Genomic DNA, 15,210 nt, shown 5'->3' on the forward strand with positions numbered 1-15,210 from the left:
TAAGAATATGGGCCAAATATCCAGTCGTAAAACCTACGCATATCTCGCCTCGGGTTGCGCAGTGCTGGTAGCGTCGCTCAGAGGTTGTGTAGCTTTATTGGGGGCAGGTGCCGGCGTGAGATGGGTGTCGGCTTGATGGGTAACAAAGTGCTCTACCTACCAAGGCAGAAATACGAAGGCTTCACTGGCAGTAAATATTACCGCTGCATAAATCACCAGGAGAAACTACCATGTTGGGTACGGTGCTATTGATCGTATTGATTATGCTGCTTCTTGGTGTGTTTCCGGCTTGGCCACACAGCAGAGGGTGGGGGTATGGTCCAAGTGGAGTTATTGGTTTGATACTGTTAATAGTATTTATTCTTCTTCTGCTCGGCAGAATATAATGTCGCTTTAATAGTGACACACAATGTGTTGCGTTATGGAGGTCTATGATGACATCTTTAATTCACGTAGTGCTGGTCTTGATAGTGGTTGGCGTGCTTCTCTGGCTCGTCAATAGCTATATACCTATGGCGTCTTCTATTAAGTCTATACTTAATGTGCTCGTGGTCATTATTGTGGTTTTATGGCTGCTCAGTGTTTTTGGGATTTTCAATCTTCCAGCCAGATAAATCAGGGCGCACCAACGCGGAAATTATGGCTATAAGCAAGGCTTCGGCCTCGCGGGTGGAGCCTGCCGCGCAAGTCATATGAGCGAAGGGCTGAGCTGGCTTTATCAACCGACCTAAAAATGGTCTTGTAGTGTCAGCAGCAGTATGGCAGTTGGTTACTTTGTTACGGCGGCTGGTAGTGTGATGCAGAGTTCAATACAGGAGACAGCCATGAACAAGGATCAGGTAAACGGTCGTATTAAAGAAGTTAAAGGCAAGTCAAAAGAAGTTCTTGGTAAGATTAGTGGCAGCAAAAAACAGGAGGTTGAGGGTAACGTAGAGAAAAACATAGGCAAGGCTCAGGCGGGGTTTGGTGACCTGAAGAATAAACTGCAGAAATAAGGCGGCGTGCCTACCGATCCGCCGCCTTATTATAAAGACCCCTCTTTAGTGGAGGAGGTGGGGTGATATCTCATGCTGACTTAGGAACAAAGGCCATACACCAACCATTTGGGCTGATGTTACCCGCCACCACCTTACAACTATGTGGAGCAATGAAGTTTGCACATACTGAACAACGATCCTTTCCTTTAGGTGTATCCTGATATTGCACCGATGTCTTGGTCATGGTTCCGGCATCTGCCACACCAGCTCCCATCATCGTCGTGGTAGCCACCGCTCCGACGACAACCGCAATGTTTTTTAGCGCATCGCGACGGGTAATCATCTTGTTCTTGTCCTTTTCACTCATGGTCTTCTCCTTAGGTTGTGCAATCAACCTTGGCATTGTAGCGCTTCTCATCGCTATAGCTAGCGATGAGACCCGCAGAGGAGGCTTGGCCAACCCGATTGGCGAGTACCAAAGGGCAGATCAATAGGTCTGCCCTTTTTTATTGCCCTGCTGCATCACAGGATCTCAGTACGTAAAATAGTGTCATCCCGATCCGGCCCGGTGGAGATAATCGCCAAGGGCCGTCCGGCTCGCTCTGCAATGGCCTCCAGATAGCGACGGGCCGCCTGGGGAAGGTCGTCCCAGTGCCGCACGCCTGCCGTGGATTCAGTCCATCCCGGGAAGCTTTCGTAGACTGGCTCACAGGCGGCAAGCGCCTCGGCGCCACCCGGCAGTTCCTCCTGAACCACCCCATTTACCCGGTAGCCGACAGCAACGCGAATCTCCGCGAGGCCATCCAGTACATCCAGCTTAGTGATGCACAGGCCCGTCACCCCATTAACCCGGCAGGCGGCCCGCAAAGCCACCGCATCAAACCAACCGCAACGCCGCGCCCGTCCGGTGGTTGCACCCACCTCCGCACCACGCTCAGCGAGGAAGACTCCCGTCTCATCAAAGAGCTCCGTAGGGAATGGTCCAGCCCCGACACGCGTGGTGTAGGCCTTGGTAATGCCCAGCACATAGCCCAGATCCGCTGGCCCTACCCCGCTTCCGGCGGAAGCGCCACCTGCCACCGTATTAGAGGAAGTCACAAAGGGGTACGTACCATGATCCACATCCAGCAGGGTACCCTGGGCGCCCTCGAAGAGAATCCGCGCCCCTTCCGCCTGCAAACGCGCCAGTCGTACGGAAACATCTACCACCATAGGTGCCAGACGCCCCGCAAGCCCCAGATACTGCTCCAGGATGGCATGGAAGTTTTCCGGTTCCTGCTTGAAATAGTGTTGGAGCACAAAGTTATGGTAATCCAGCGCCTCGCCAAGCTTGGCGGCAAAACGCTCGCGATGAAACAAGTCGGCAACACGCAAAGCGCGCCGCGCTACCTTATCCTCATAAGCGGGCCCAATGCCCCGACCGGTAGTGCCGATTTTTGCCGCACCCATCGCCCGCTCCCGCGCCAGGTCGAGACTCTTGTGGTAGGGCAGAATCAGCGGGCAGGCGTCGGAAATGAACAAGCGCTCATGGGCATCGGGCACCACCGGCTGCAGCTCATCCAGCTCGGAAAACAAGGCCAGCGGATCCAGCACCACACCGTTACCAATAAAGCAGGACACGCCAGCACGAAGAATACCCGAGGGAATCAGATGCAGAACAGTTTTCCGAGCGCCAATCACCAAGGTATGGCCAGCATTGTGTCCGCCCTGAAAGCGTACCACCGCCTGGCAGCGCTCGGTCAGCCAGTCGACAATTTTACCCTTACCCTCATCGCCCCATTGGGTACCGATGATCACAATGTTTGTATTCATAGCCACGAACGACTCCGCAAATGGGTCACTGGAAAATAAAAATTCACGAATCAAGCTGCCGCATCTTCCAGCCCGTCTGTTCTTTGATCAGGACAGCATCAAAACCCTGTGCCTGCAACGTCTGCTGGCCAGGCACCTCCTGACACAGCAAGTCCTGTAAAACCGCATAACCAGCCCGGCGATGTTCCTGTATCGACTGCCACAAAAGATCATCAGTACCAGCCGGAGCCCAAATCTGCCGCGCTCTCTCCGCCTCCGGGAATTCACGCAGCAACGGCTTGAGATCCAAACTGAAGCCCGTCGCCGCGCGCCGTCGGCCAAAAGCGGCACCAATATCATCGTAGCGACCACCACTGGCCAGCGCCTCACCACGCTGCGGACCAAACAGCGAAAACAGCAAGCCGGTATGATACCGATGCCCGTGAATCTCCGAGAGGTCACATTGAATCGCAAGATCAGAATAACGCGCGCGCAATGCCCCCCAGACGAAATGCAGTTCATCCAGGGCTATGCAAACCGCCGGGTGATGTCCGAGGCGCTGGCGAGCCTGCTCCAAGATATCGAATTCACCCTGTAAACGCGACAGGGCATCAAAATCTGCGCTCAGCTCTGTGCCGCAATGGTGCTCCCGCAGCCACGCCCGCATATCCGGCCACGCCTTGCGCTCGACATGCTGCAACAGGTCCGCACGTAGCGCACCTTCCAGACCCGCCGCGTCCGCCAATGCCTGGGAAATACCCACATGACCGATGTCCAGCAACAGATTCGGCACTGCACAGTGGATGAGGCTCTCTACCATCAGGGAAAGGACCTCCAGATCCCCCTCCGGCCCGTCCACTCCGAAGAGCTCGGCACCCATCTGAAAAGGGGCACGGCTCCCACCGAGCAAATCGGGCCGGGCGCGCAGCACGGTACCGGCATAGGCTAGACGTCGAACCTCCTTCGCAGAGGAAGTCTGGGCGTCTATACGGGCCATCTGCGGCGTCATATCCGAACGCAGACCCACCAACCGACCACTGTCCTGATCCAACAGTTTCCAGGTCTGTAAATCGAGGTCGGCGGCACTTCCGGTCAGCAAACTCTCCAGATGCTCCACCAGGGGTGGAATGACCTGGCGATAACCCCATTGTGCGTAAAGGTCGAGCAGGGTACGGCGACAGTGCTCCAGCGCGTCTGTACGTGCGGGGAGGACATCCTCAAAACCGCTGGGCAGCAACCAGGCTGGGTGAGTTTCAGGACGCGTCATTTACCTGTCGGCTCCAGCGAATGGCGAAAATATTTGAAGAATGGCGAACCCGGGCTGAGTACCAGAACATCTTTGTCACCCAGACTGTGACGGTATGCTTCCAGACTGCGATAAAAAGAGAAAAACGCCGGATCTTTGCCATATGCTGCACCGTAGATAGACGCCGCCTCGGCATCACCCTGCCCTTTCAGCCCTTCTTGCTGCCGGTAGGCATCCGCCATGATCTGGGTCTGTTCCTTATCCGCGCTAGCGCGGATTTTGGCGGCATCGGCGGCACCTCGTGAGCGATAGTCATTAGCCTCCTGCGTACGCCCAGCCTCCATCCGTTTGTAGACGGCCTGCAGCACCTCCGGGGGCAAACCCACCTGCAGAATGCGCACATCGACCAGATGCACACCAAGAGATTGAAGGCGCTGATTGGCATCCACAAGCACCGGATCAATCATCTCCTTACGGTTACCCTGTATCACCGACTCCAGGGTCATTTTACCGACCCCACCCCGCAAAGATGACCGCACAATATCACCGATCTGGCTCTGTGCAGTCGCATCGTTATGCAAGCGGGTGTAAAAAACCAGTGGATTGACCACTTGCCATTCTGCAAAAAAGTCGATGAGCACGGGTTTCTTATCGATGGTCAAAAACGGTTCGGGCTGCGTGCTATAGCTCGACAAGCGGTTATCAATGAAAGCCACGTTCTGCATGAGAGGCCATTTCATATGCAGCCCCGGAGTTTCCACCACCCGTACCGTTTTACCAAATTGTAATACCACAGCAGTCCGGGTCATAGGCACAGAATAAAAGCTTCCTGAAGCCAGCAGTACCAAAGCCAATACCGCGATAATCAAACTCCAGGCCCAGTTCTTCATGAGTTCGCCCCCGACACCGGGACGGCTAAAGCTGCCGGGTTAGTCGCCGGTGCTACCGGCGGAGCTACGGACATGGCGGGCGCCGTGACTGCCGCAGAACTCGTCAAACTAGTGACCGCTGCGGGAATCCTGGCGGGCATGTGGAGATAAATCACGGGCTGTCCCTTGCTCTCAATAATCACTTTCTGGGTATGGCTCAGAATATCCTGCATGGTGCGTAAGTACATGCGCTCACTCACCACCTTCGGATTTTTCTGGTAGGCCTGGAGGATGTCAGTGAAGCGTGCGCTATCCCCCTTGGCGCGATCAACCACCTGCTGTTTATAGCCCTCGGCATTCATCACCATGGCGGCAGCTTCTCCCTTGGCTTTGGGAATCACCGAGCTCGCATAGGCTTGCGCTTCATTGCGCGCCCGTTCCATGTCCTCACGCGCAGCCGTCACCTCCGTAAACGCTGGCTGGACCACCTTTGGAGGACTCACCTCCAACAGTTGGACCGTATCAACGCTAACACCCACGTGGTAACGACTCAGCAGGTTTTGGGTGATCCGCTGCGCCTGCTGCTCAATGGTACCCTTACCAGACGTGAGCAGATCGTCAATTTTGCTGCGCCCCACCAACTCGCGCATAGCGGATTCCGCACAATAGGAAATCAATTGCTCCGGATTCGTGGTGGCAAACAGATAATGACTGGCATTGGTAATTCGATACTGCACGGCAAAACGGACGTCCACCACGTTCCCGTCTGCAGTCAGCATCATACCGGGATTCAGTGAATCAGCGGCACCACTATAGCCCAAAACCAGACGACGACTCTGCGCTACTTTGGGCAGATACACACGCTCAAAAGGGAAAGGGAGCCGATAGTGTAAACCGGGCTGGCTGATGCCAACCTCTTTGCCGAAACGCAGCACCACACCCTCTTCATCTGGCCCCACGACATAAATGCCAGAGGCAATCCAGAACAGGATCAGCACCGCAATCACAACAAAAGGTATAAAGTTCAACCACTTGCGATCCATCTTCGGCCCGCCGCTGCGACCACCGCCGGAGCCAAAAATACCACCCAGTTTTTTTAACTCCTGGGTGATTTTCTGGATATCAAAAACCGGCTTTTGCGCATTGGGACGGCGTCCCCAAGGGTTGTTATCGTTTTTGTTTCCGTTTCCGCCCGGATCACTCCACGGCATACCGCTCTCCTTCCTCAGCCTTCAGCCGGTATTGTAGGGGGCGCATCCATCGCCTGACAACCGCTATTGCGCATTTGCGCACGCAAGCGCCGCCAGGTGAGATCATCAATATCAAAAATCAGATGTGCCATACCTTGATCATCAAAACTTTCCTCAACAATACTGGCCATGCGGTGTAATCGGGCACGCAAGGCACCCTCTTCAGGTGTCAATGTTAACTCAGCACGCAGCATGGATCTCCCTACACGCTGCGTCATCGCCTGAAGCAACTCGGGTATACCCGCACCCGAGTAGGCGCTGACGCGCACCGCCGCCAGGCTGCCGGAGCCTTCATACACATTCCCCGGTACGTCTCCTGTCAGATCCACCTTGTTCAGTACCAGCAGGCGGGGGATTTCATCTGCACCAATTTCTTTCAAAACCGCGTCCACCGCGGCAATCTGGGCATCACGATCGGGAGCGCTCCCGTCTACTATGTGAAGGAGTAGCTGCGCCTGGTTCACCTCTTCCAAAGTCGCACGAAAAGCGGCAATCAAATCCGTCGGTAAATCACGCAAAAAACCGACAGTATCGGCCAGGAGAATGGCTTCGTGCCCCGCTACCTGCAACCGCCGTATGGCCGGATCGAGTGTCGCAAAAAGGCGATCCGCAGCGTAACTGGAACTTTCCGTGAGGGCGTTGAAAAGGGAGGATTTACCGGCGTTGGTATAACCGACCAGGGCAACCGTCGGCAGGGGTGCCCGCTCCCGCCGTTGTGTTGCCCGATGCGCTGCCACCTTGACCAGACGTCCGCGCAGAGAAAGAATACGCTCGCCGATGAGGCGACGGTCTGTTTCCAGCTGGGTTTCACCCGGCCCCCTCAACCCGATGCCGCCGCGCTGGCGTTCCAGATGAGTCCAACCACGGATGAGACGTGTCCGCAAACGCGTCAGTTGCGCGAGCTCCACCTGCAATTTGCCTTCATGGGTGCGCGCTCGCCGCGCAAAAATATCGAGGATAAGACCTACCCGGTCGATGACCCGGCATTGGAGGGTCCGCTCCAGATTGCGCTCCTGCACCGGGCTCAAAATCCGGTCGAAAAGAACGAGATCCACAGACAATTCTGAGACCCGCTCCGCAAGCTCCGCCACCTTGCCACGCCCCAGAAAAGTCGCCGGATCAGGACGACTGCGCTGAACGGAAAGTAGTTCTAATACGTCCGCACCACTATCCGTGGCCAGATGAAAAAACTCTGCCCCATCGTCGGGATCCGCCTCACCATGTAATACAACATGGACGAGGAGAACCCTCTCCTGGGGCGCGGCCACAGCAACAGCGGTATTCGCCAGAATCAGGCCTCTTCTTCAGTACTGCCCTCACCTTCAGCTTCCGGCAAGGGCAAACGCACATCGCGACCAGGAACCACCGTAGAAATAGCGTGCTTATAAATCATCTGACTCACATTATTGCGAAGCAATACAACGAACTGGTCAAAGGACTCCACAAAGCCTTGCAGCTTGATACCATTCACCAGATAGATGGCGACAGGAACGTGCTCTTTACGCAACAGATTGAGAAAAGGATCCTGAAGGATCTGTCCTTTTTGTTGTCCGGCCATTTTTTATCTCCTTAGACTATAACTTCATGGCGCTTTTAGGGTAGTGAAAAAGCCTGCGGGACTCCTTGCACTGCAAGGCAGTTAGACTAACTCAAAAGCAAACCGAATGCCATGCTTGTGCAGCCTCGATACGCTACGTCGGCTTGGGGTTGGGCAGCCATCAACCTTTGTTATGAATTGACCTGTAGCACGCTTCCCATTACGTTAGATGCAAAGCCAGCCGTGAAAAGTGATCCCGGGCCATTCCGCTCCATTAACCTAAAGCGGAAGACCGCGACAGGGATTTTTCCCAGGCAGCCCCCCAGAGACCCTCAGCTTCAGCGGACGACCCGGTGGTCGTCGCCCCTGAACATGAACAAGGAGACGGAACCGTGGAAAAGACGACCATCAACGACAAGGCGCTCCGTGCCCGCGTTAAACTGCTCGGCAACCTGCTGGGCGAAGTCCTGCGCGAGCAAGCCGGATCCCGTGTATTCAACGCGGTAGAACAGCTTCGCCAGGGATACATTCGCCTACACAAGCGGGAGGATGTTCGTCTCCGTGAGCGGCTCGCCCGCTTTATCGATGCCCTCCCCCAAGACGATCTGGTTCTGGTCATCCGCGCGTTTAACACTTACTTTAGTTTGGTCAATATCGCCGAAGAAGAGTTCCAGCACCTACACCGCCGCCGCCTGCTCCAAAAAAGAGACGCGTTGTGGACTGGCTCCTTCGAGGAAACCTTCCGCGAATTGCAAAGACAGGGTATTAACCCTGGACAGATACAATTCCTCCTGGATCAGATTCGCTACTTGCCGGTATTCACAGCACACCCCACGGAGTCCAAGCGACGGACCGTCCTCCATGGCCTACGCCGCATTTTTGTGACCAGTAAAATGCTCGACGACCCCACCCTCAATGACGAGGAAGAACAGGAAGTGATTGACAACCTGCGGGCGCAAATCCAGATTCTCTGGGAAACCGAAGAGGTGCGCGCCAACAAACCGCAAGTACAGGACGAAGTTGAAAACGGTCTGTTTTACTTCCGGGATAGCCTTTTTGAGGCGGTACCGCGCACCTATCGGGCAGCACGCCGGGCCGCACGCCGAGTTTTTGCGAATGATGATATCGATATCCCTGCCTTCATCCGCTTTGGTTCCTGGATCGGGGGAGACCGGGACGGCAACCCTAATGTCACCGCGGCCATTACCGGTTGGGCCTTGCGTACCCAGAGCATTGAAGTATTGAGAGAATACCAGCAGCGTCTGAGCGACCTCTACCAGTTGCTTGGGCACTCCAGCCGCTTCTGCGCCATCTCTCCCGTTTTACTCGCCTCACTGGAGCGAGATGCAGACGATTTCCCGGAACTTGCTGAGTGGGTAGACCAGCGTTTTCCCAGTGAACCCTATCGCCGTAAACTGCGTTACATGATGACCCGCCTCGACTTGCGTCTGCGCCAATTAGAAAACGGCCAGGTCATGAATGAGTCCGCCGGCCCTGCCTATGCCGCCGCGGAGGACTTCCTCGATGATCTCTTGCTGGTGCGCGACTCGCTGCGTGGTCACAACGATGAGTATATCGCCGACAACGAGGTTCAGGAGATCATCTGGCTGGTCCAAACCTTTGGCTTCCACTTGGCCAATTTGGATATTCGTCAAGAATCCGCCGTACATTCCCGTACCATCGCCGAGCTTTTCGCCGGGATACCCGGCTTTGCCAACTACCTGGAACTCCCCGAAGAAGCGCGCCTGCTGGCTCTGTCCGATGCATTGCGTCGTCCCGGCCCACGAGTGGAACAGCAACCTGATCTGTCCCCGATGGCTGCGGAAACCTGCGCCATGTTCCGCTGTATCGCGCAATTACGGCGTGAAGTCAGTGCCTCTGGTTTTGGCAACTACGTGATCTCCATGACCCACGAAGCGAGCCACATCATGGAGGTGCTGGTACTCGCCAAAGAATTCGGCCTGGCGGGTTGGTCGCGACAGGGGCTCTACAGCGAGATTGCCATAACCCCACTTTTTGAGACAATTCATGATCTCGAGCGTATGGACACGGTGATGTCCACCCTGCTGGACAATCCGGTTTATACCGAAATCCTCCGCAGTCAGGACGACACTCAGGAGGTCATGCTGGGATATTCGGACTCCTGCAAGGATGGCGGCATCCTCGCTTCCAGTTGGTCCCTGTATCAGGCGCAAATACGGCTGGCTGCCCTGGCAGACAAGCGACGGATTCAGGTGCGCGTCTTCCACGGCCGCGGCGGCAGCGTGGGGCGCGGTGGCGGCCCCACCTACGAAGCCATTCTGGCTCAGCCGCCGGATACGGTACGCGGTCAAATCAAGATTACCGAGCAGGGCGAGGTGCTTTCCTTTAAATATGCCAATCTGGAGACGGCCGTTTATGAACTGACCGTGGGCACGGCAGGCCTCATCAAGGCGAGCATGGGTCTGGTCCGGTCCGTATCTAGTGATAAACCGGACCACCTGCGGATTATGGCAGAACTGACCCGCACCGGAGAGGCGGTTTACCGCGACCTGACCGAAAACACGCCGGGCTTCATGGATTATTTCTACGAGGCCACCCCGCTTAACGAAATTGCCCACATGAATATCGGATCGCGGCCCTCCCATCGCCAGCGCGGGGACCGTTCCATGTCTTCTATCCGCGCTATCCCATGGATTTTTGCCTGGGCCCAATCGCGGCATGTTCTGCCGGCCTGGTACGGGCTGGGTTCGGCGCTCGCCCAGTGGCGTGGGGACAAGCCGGAGCGCTTGCAGGCTTTACGGGACATGTACCGACAGTGGCCATTCTTTCGGGCGCTCATGGGCAACATCGCCATGGCCATGGCCAAAACGGATATGGCTATCGCCGGCGAATATGCCGGTTTACCCAAAGATCAGGAGCTCGCCGCCGGAATATATCAGAAAATTCGCGCCGAATTTGAGCGCAGCCTGGCCGAGATGCTCGTCATGACCGGATTAGAGCAACTGCTCGCCGACAATCCGACCCTGGCATTTTCCCTGCAACGGCGCAATGTGTACATGGAGCCACTCAACCATATTCAGCTCGCCTTGCTGCGTCGTTATCGCAACGATGATGCACCGCCTGAGTTCCGCGAGATATGGCTGGACCCCCTGTTGCGCACCATCAATGCTATTTCTGCCGGACAACGCAACACCGGGTAAGGAGGAAAGTGCGTGTCTCTGCCAGAATTAATTCTCGCGTCCACCAGTCCTTACCGCCAGGAATTATTGCAACGCCTGCAACTCTCGTTCCGCGTGGAGGCTTCGGCGGTCGATGAAACCCCTTTACCGGGCGAGGCGCCAGAGGCTCTCGTCTGTCGGCTCGCAGAGGCCAAGGCGCAAGCCGTGGCGCGCCGCAATCCCCAGGCAGCGGTCATCGGCGCCGACCAGATGGCGGTCTGCGGTACCCGCATTCTCGGCAAACCGGGGAATGCCGAACGGGCCGTGGAACAACTGGAGTGGATGCAGGGTCAGACCGTCGAATTTCTCAACGGCATTGCCATTGTCGCCGCATCCGGCACAGAAATACTCCTGGTACCCTATCGGATCGTCCTACGCCCACTGACAAGGATGGAGATTGAGCGCTATGTGGAGCGAGACCAGCCACTGGATTGCGCCGGAAGTTTCCGCTCCGAGGGACTAGGCATCAGTCTGGTGGAGCGCATGGAAGGAGAAGACCCCCACGCACTGATGGGATTGCCGCTGATCGCTCTCTGCCGGGCATTGCGCAAACTCGGCTACCCGCTACCATAACCCCATGAAAGGATGTTAAAAAGGGGCATTGCAGTGATGCCCCTCCGATTGCGCAAAGCAACTGGCTTAGCCCCAGCTATCTCCGCCGTCATCCAGTCCGAAGTCGTCATTGGACGCCAACTGGTCGTTGCCCCAGGAGCCGTCCGTCAAACCCAGATCATTGTTGCTGCTATCACTGGCGGCATTACCCGATTCATTGCCGTGTCCAAACAAACTTCCGGCCAGTGCTTGCCCGGCTGCCAGTCCGGCGCCCACACCAACACCAGTGGCAATACCGGAGGCCAGACTGGACCCCAGCCCACCCCCCTGCTGCGGCATGCCGCCCATGGCTCCGCCGGGATTCATGGGACCATTGGGACCATAACCGTTCATGCCCCCGAAAGGCCCGGAAGGCTGCCCGCGGTACATCATGCCCACCTGCCGGCGGCGGCGCAAAAACATGGATATTAGCGCAATGAGCGCAACAAGACCCAGGAAAAACGCCAGCACTGTACCCCAGTGACTTTCTTTGCTGACTTTACCGACCGGTTTATTCACATGACTCTGCAATGACTTCTTAAAAGAGGTCAGCACCTGCGGTTTCACAAAGGGCATGCCGGGTGCAAGTTGCTCGGATTTCTGCAAGGCCGCTGCCGCCCCGGCCCAGTTACCCTGCCGCGCCAAAATACGCGCTTCCAGATACTGCGCTTCTGCAGATTGCGGATGAGCAACCAATACTTCCTGCATCATGCTTTGCGCCTGATCCAGGCGACCAGCCTGCACAGCCTGCGTGACTTGCGCTACACTGGGCTCAGCCCACGCTGCCGGTGCAGCCAACATCAAGGCAATGGCGATGGTTCCAAAAATTTTTAACTGCATACGCTCCTCCAACTAAAATGTTGTGCTTTGAATATGCGGTGAAACCTCTGTCTAAATCAAGAGGCTTCACACACCGTGTTCAGCAGGCAACTTTGACCGCGTTACCCTGCCGCTGGTTCCCTGCAGTTGCATGAGAAAAATGCCGACAAGGTTTGACAGCAGGCAATATTATCGCCATTATACTGACCGGTCGGTATAGGCTCGTGAGAGGTGTTGTTGTGCAAAAACCATTGCCAAGACCCATTGCTGCGGCGCTGGCGACCGTGCTGGCGGGGAGCCTGGCGGCCTGTAGCTTTGAGCCGCCGCTGCGTGTTCCCCAGGCGCCGCCGGACAAAACACCCTATACGGCTGGTGCGAGCATCAAACAAACGGTGGCGCCCGGTGGTCCTGCTGGCCACGCTCAGGAGATTGAGTACGGCAAAGAACTGCATGAGGAGTGGTGGAAACTCTTTCACTCAAAAGTGCTCGACAAGTTAATCGCCGCGGGCCTGAAAAACAGTCCGACCATCGCTCAGGCTCAGGCACAGTTGAAACAGGCTCAGGCCACCGCGCGCGTGAATTCCAGTATTTTCTACCCGCAGATAACGGGCAATCTCCAGGCTAATCGGAGCAAGTCCAGTTCAGCGGCCTTTGGGGGAAGCGGCGGCTTTCACTACTCTCTGATCACCGGAAGCGTCGGCGTTTCCTACTACCCGGATATTTTCGGCGTTAATCGTCTGGTCTACCGCAACAGTGAAGCCTTGGTGAAGTATCAACAGTGGGAACTGGAAGCAGCGCGACTGACCCTGACCGGCAATATCGTCACCACCGCTATCAGTGAGGCGGCAACGGAAGGTCAGGTCCGCGCCACCATGGCCATCGTCGCCCAGGAAAAAAAGCTTCTGGAGCTTACGGAGAACCAGTACCGGGCAGGAGCCATCGGCTATGTCAGCGTGGTGAACCAGCGCAGTCAGCTGGCGACCGAAATGGCGACCTTGCCAGCGCTGGAGCAGCAACTCGCCGTCTATCGTCATGAGCTCGCCATTTTGGTGGGAGACTTTCCTGCGAACGCCAGACGCCAACTCTTTACCCTCGAAGCGTTGCAACTCCCGGAGAAGTTACCGGTAAGCCTCCCCTCGCAATTATTGAAGCAGCGTCCGGATATTCGCGCTGCTCTCGCGCAGATGCGGGCGGCGAATGCGGTCATCGGTGAGGCACGGGCGCAGTTTTATCCTACCGTCCAACTCAGCGCCGCATTCGGCGCCACAGCGAGTCACCCGGGGCTGTTTTTTAACCCTGCCAGCAGCATTTGGAGTCTGGTGGGCGCCATGTCGCAACCGATCTTTGAAGGCGGCAAGCTGGAGGCACAGAAGGCCGAAGCGCACGCCGCTTATGACGTAGTGTATGCCGCTTACAGAAGCACAGTGCTCAGCGCCTTTGATCAGGTAGCGAATGCCCTGCGCGCGGTGGAGCATGATGCACAGACTCTTGCGGCGCAGCGAGAGGCGCTCCAGGCAGCCGCGCAGGCATTGCAACTGGCCCAGGCGAGTTACCGGGCGGGAGCCTCTGATTATCTCACCCTGCTGACCTCCGAAGTACAGTATGACAACGCCCGGATTGCTGAAATCAGGGCTGAGTCGCAGCGCTATCAGGATACTGCAGCTCTGCTCGTCGCTCTGGGTGGTGGCTGGTGGAACAAAACGGGACCTCAGGCACCCACTACCAGCGCCCCACAAAACTCCCATTCAGATGCCGGCACATTGCCGGTAACGCCGGCTAACCCATGAGCCATTATACATTCAGCACAGCCATCCGCCGTGGAGACTGGTCATGAAAAAAGCGTTTATTGTTGTAATCATCCTCCTGATCATTGTTTTTGGTGGTATTTTTGGCTTCAAGGCCTTCGTCAACAAGAAGATTTCCGAGGCTATGGCGCACCTGCCAAAACCCGTCGTGACCGTCAGCGCCACAGCGGCCAAGATAGAACTTTGGCATCCCCGCCTGCAGGCCGTAGCTTCTCTGGCGGCTGTGCAAGGGGTGGATATCACCCCGCAGATAGCCGGTAATGTGACCGCCATTCATTTTCATTCTGGTCAATATGTCCGGGCAGGCACCGTGCTGGTGCAGATTGACGACAGCAACCAGCTTGCTCAGCTGGCGAGCGATGAAGCACAACTTCGTCTGGCACAGATCAATCTACACCGGACCCGCGAACTGATTACCACCAAAGCCGCCAGCCAATCGCAGCTGGATTCCGCTGTGGCCACGTATCAAAGTAGTGTGGCTACGCTTAAAGACATTCATGCGACCCTGAATAAGTTGGCCATCCGCGCGCCCTTCAGCGGTTATCTGGGCATCCGCCAGGTGAATATCGGGCAATATCTCACACCCGGTACCAAGATTGTCGACCTGCAATCCTGGGATCCGCTGCATGCGAATTTCACCCTGCCGCAAAGTGAGCTACAGGACATTCATGTGGATACACCGGTGCAAATGGAGACTGATGCGCTCCCCGGTCAGATTTTTGGCGGGAAAGTCACCGCGTTGGGGGCTTCGGTGAATAGTACGACGCGACAAATTGATGTGCAGGCCACCATTGCCAATCCGAAAAGTGTATTGCGCCCCGGACTTTTTGGCGAACTCACGGTAGTCCGCGATGTCGAGGAAAAGGTGTTGACGGTGCCCGTCTCCGCTCTTTCATATAACACCTTCGGTGATTATGTGTATGTGATCGAAAAGAATACTCAGGATGGCAAGACCGTGGAAGTCGCCCGTCAACAAATCATCAAGCCTGGCAAGGAGCGCAACGGACAAGTGAGTATCGTCTCTGGCCTTAAAGCGGGCGATATGGTCATCACTGCCGGGCAGGTAAAACTGGTGGACGGTAGTCTCGTCAAGATCAGCGACGCGAAAGAAGCGTGAGGCGCAGA

15 protein-coding genes are annotated in these 15,210 nt (G+C 56.2%); 7 read left to right on the plus strand and 8 right to left on the minus strand.

Translation table 11 applies throughout. From position 1 onward, the window contains the following. Window positions 1–233 precede the first annotated feature (233 nt). From Q0C48_RS10555 to Q0C48_RS10560, 3 genes are all read left to right on the plus strand, one after another. Entirely contained in the window at window positions 234–386 is a 153-nt protein-coding gene (locus Q0C48_RS10555; protein WP_366937041.1) for a DUF3309 family protein, read from the plus strand. Between the two features lie 48 nt (window positions 387–434). After that, window positions 435–614, plus strand: a complete 180-nt coding sequence (locus Q0C48_RS14715) for a Thivi_2564 family membrane protein (RefSeq protein WP_366937042.1) — start codon at window positions 435–437, stop codon at window positions 612–614. Window positions 615–824: 210 nt separating this feature from the next. After that, the gene (locus Q0C48_RS10560) at window positions 825–995 is read left to right on the plus strand and encodes a CsbD family protein (protein ID WP_291524151.1); all 171 of its coding nucleotides are present in this window, start codon (window positions 825–827) and stop codon (window positions 993–995) included. A gap of 70 nt (window positions 996–1,065) precedes the next feature. Here the strand turns inward: Q0C48_RS10560 and iro are convergent, their stop codons facing one another. From iro to hfq, 7 genes are all read right to left on the minus strand, one after another. Beyond that, window positions 1,066–1,344 (minus strand): iron oxidase, encoded by a 279-nt coding sequence (gene iro, locus Q0C48_RS10565; protein ID WP_291524154.1) that lies wholly within the window; start codon window positions 1,342–1,344, stop codon window positions 1,066–1,068. Window positions 1,345–1,499: 155 nt separating this feature from the next. Then, window positions 1,500–2,789 (minus strand): adenylosuccinate synthase, encoded by a 1,290-nt coding sequence (locus Q0C48_RS10570; RefSeq protein ID WP_366937039.1) that lies wholly within the window; start codon window positions 2,787–2,789, stop codon window positions 1,500–1,502. Window positions 2,790–2,832: 43 nt separating this feature from the next. Next, window positions 2,833–4,035, minus strand: a complete 1,203-nt coding sequence (locus Q0C48_RS10575) for an ATP phosphoribosyltransferase regulatory subunit (protein WP_291524158.1) — start codon at window positions 4,033–4,035, stop codon at window positions 2,833–2,835. Continuing rightward, the gene (gene hflC, locus Q0C48_RS10580; RefSeq protein ID WP_291524160.1) at window positions 4,032–4,904 is read right to left on the minus strand and encodes a protease modulator HflC; all 873 of its coding nucleotides are present in this window, start codon (window positions 4,902–4,904) and stop codon (window positions 4,032–4,034) included. The genes Q0C48_RS10575 and hflC overlap by 4 nt, the downstream gene beginning before the upstream one ends. Further along, entirely contained in the window at window positions 4,901–6,094 is a 1,194-nt protein-coding gene (gene hflK, locus Q0C48_RS10585) for an FtsH protease activity modulator HflK (protein WP_291524162.1), read from the minus strand. The genes hflC and hflK overlap by 4 nt, the downstream gene beginning before the upstream one ends. Window positions 6,095–6,108: 14 nt before the next feature. Beyond that, window positions 6,109–7,401, minus strand: a complete 1,293-nt coding sequence (hflX, locus tag Q0C48_RS10590) for a ribosome rescue GTPase HflX (protein WP_291524164.1) — start codon at window positions 7,399–7,401, stop codon at window positions 6,109–6,111. A 23-nt stretch (window positions 7,402–7,424) separates the two neighbouring features. Then, window positions 7,425–7,691 (minus strand): RNA chaperone Hfq, encoded by a 267-nt coding sequence (gene hfq / locus Q0C48_RS10595; protein ID WP_291524166.1) that lies wholly within the window; start codon window positions 7,689–7,691, stop codon window positions 7,425–7,427. Window positions 7,692–8,062: 371 nt separating this feature from the next. Here hfq and ppc point away from each other — a divergent pair, with 371 nt between their 5' ends. Next, window positions 8,063–10,852: a phosphoenolpyruvate carboxylase gene (gene ppc, locus Q0C48_RS10600; protein ID WP_291524168.1), complete on the plus strand. Its 2,790-nt coding sequence runs from the start codon at window positions 8,063–8,065 to the stop codon at window positions 10,850–10,852. Window positions 10,853–10,864: 12 nt separating this feature from the next. After that, complete coding sequence (locus Q0C48_RS10605; RefSeq protein ID WP_291524170.1) at window positions 10,865–11,443, plus strand: nucleoside triphosphate pyrophosphatase; 579 nt, start codon at window positions 10,865–10,867, stop codon at window positions 11,441–11,443. Window positions 11,444–11,509: 66 nt separating this feature from the next. On the opposite strand, the gene Q0C48_RS10610 is transcribed toward Q0C48_RS10605, so the two are convergent. Then, entirely contained in the window at window positions 11,510–12,301 is a 792-nt protein-coding gene (locus tag Q0C48_RS10610; protein WP_291524172.1) for a tetratricopeptide repeat protein, read from the minus strand. Window positions 12,302–12,519: 218 nt separating this feature from the next. Here Q0C48_RS10610 and Q0C48_RS10615 point away from each other — a divergent pair, with 218 nt between their 5' ends. Continuing rightward, window positions 12,520–14,067: an efflux transporter outer membrane subunit gene (locus Q0C48_RS10615; RefSeq protein ID WP_291524174.1), complete on the plus strand. Its 1,548-nt coding sequence runs from the start codon at window positions 12,520–12,522 to the stop codon at window positions 14,065–14,067. 43 nt (window positions 14,068–14,110) lie between these two features. Next, window positions 14,111–15,202, plus strand: a complete 1,092-nt coding sequence (locus Q0C48_RS10620) for an efflux RND transporter periplasmic adaptor subunit (protein ID WP_291524177.1) — start codon at window positions 14,111–14,113, stop codon at window positions 15,200–15,202. The last annotated feature ends 8 nt before the right edge of the window (window positions 15,203–15,210 follow it).

It is taken from the genome of Acidithiobacillus sp., from assembly GCF_023255755.1.
Classification (GTDB): Bacteria; Pseudomonadota; Gammaproteobacteria; order Acidithiobacillales; family Acidithiobacillaceae; genus Acidithiobacillus.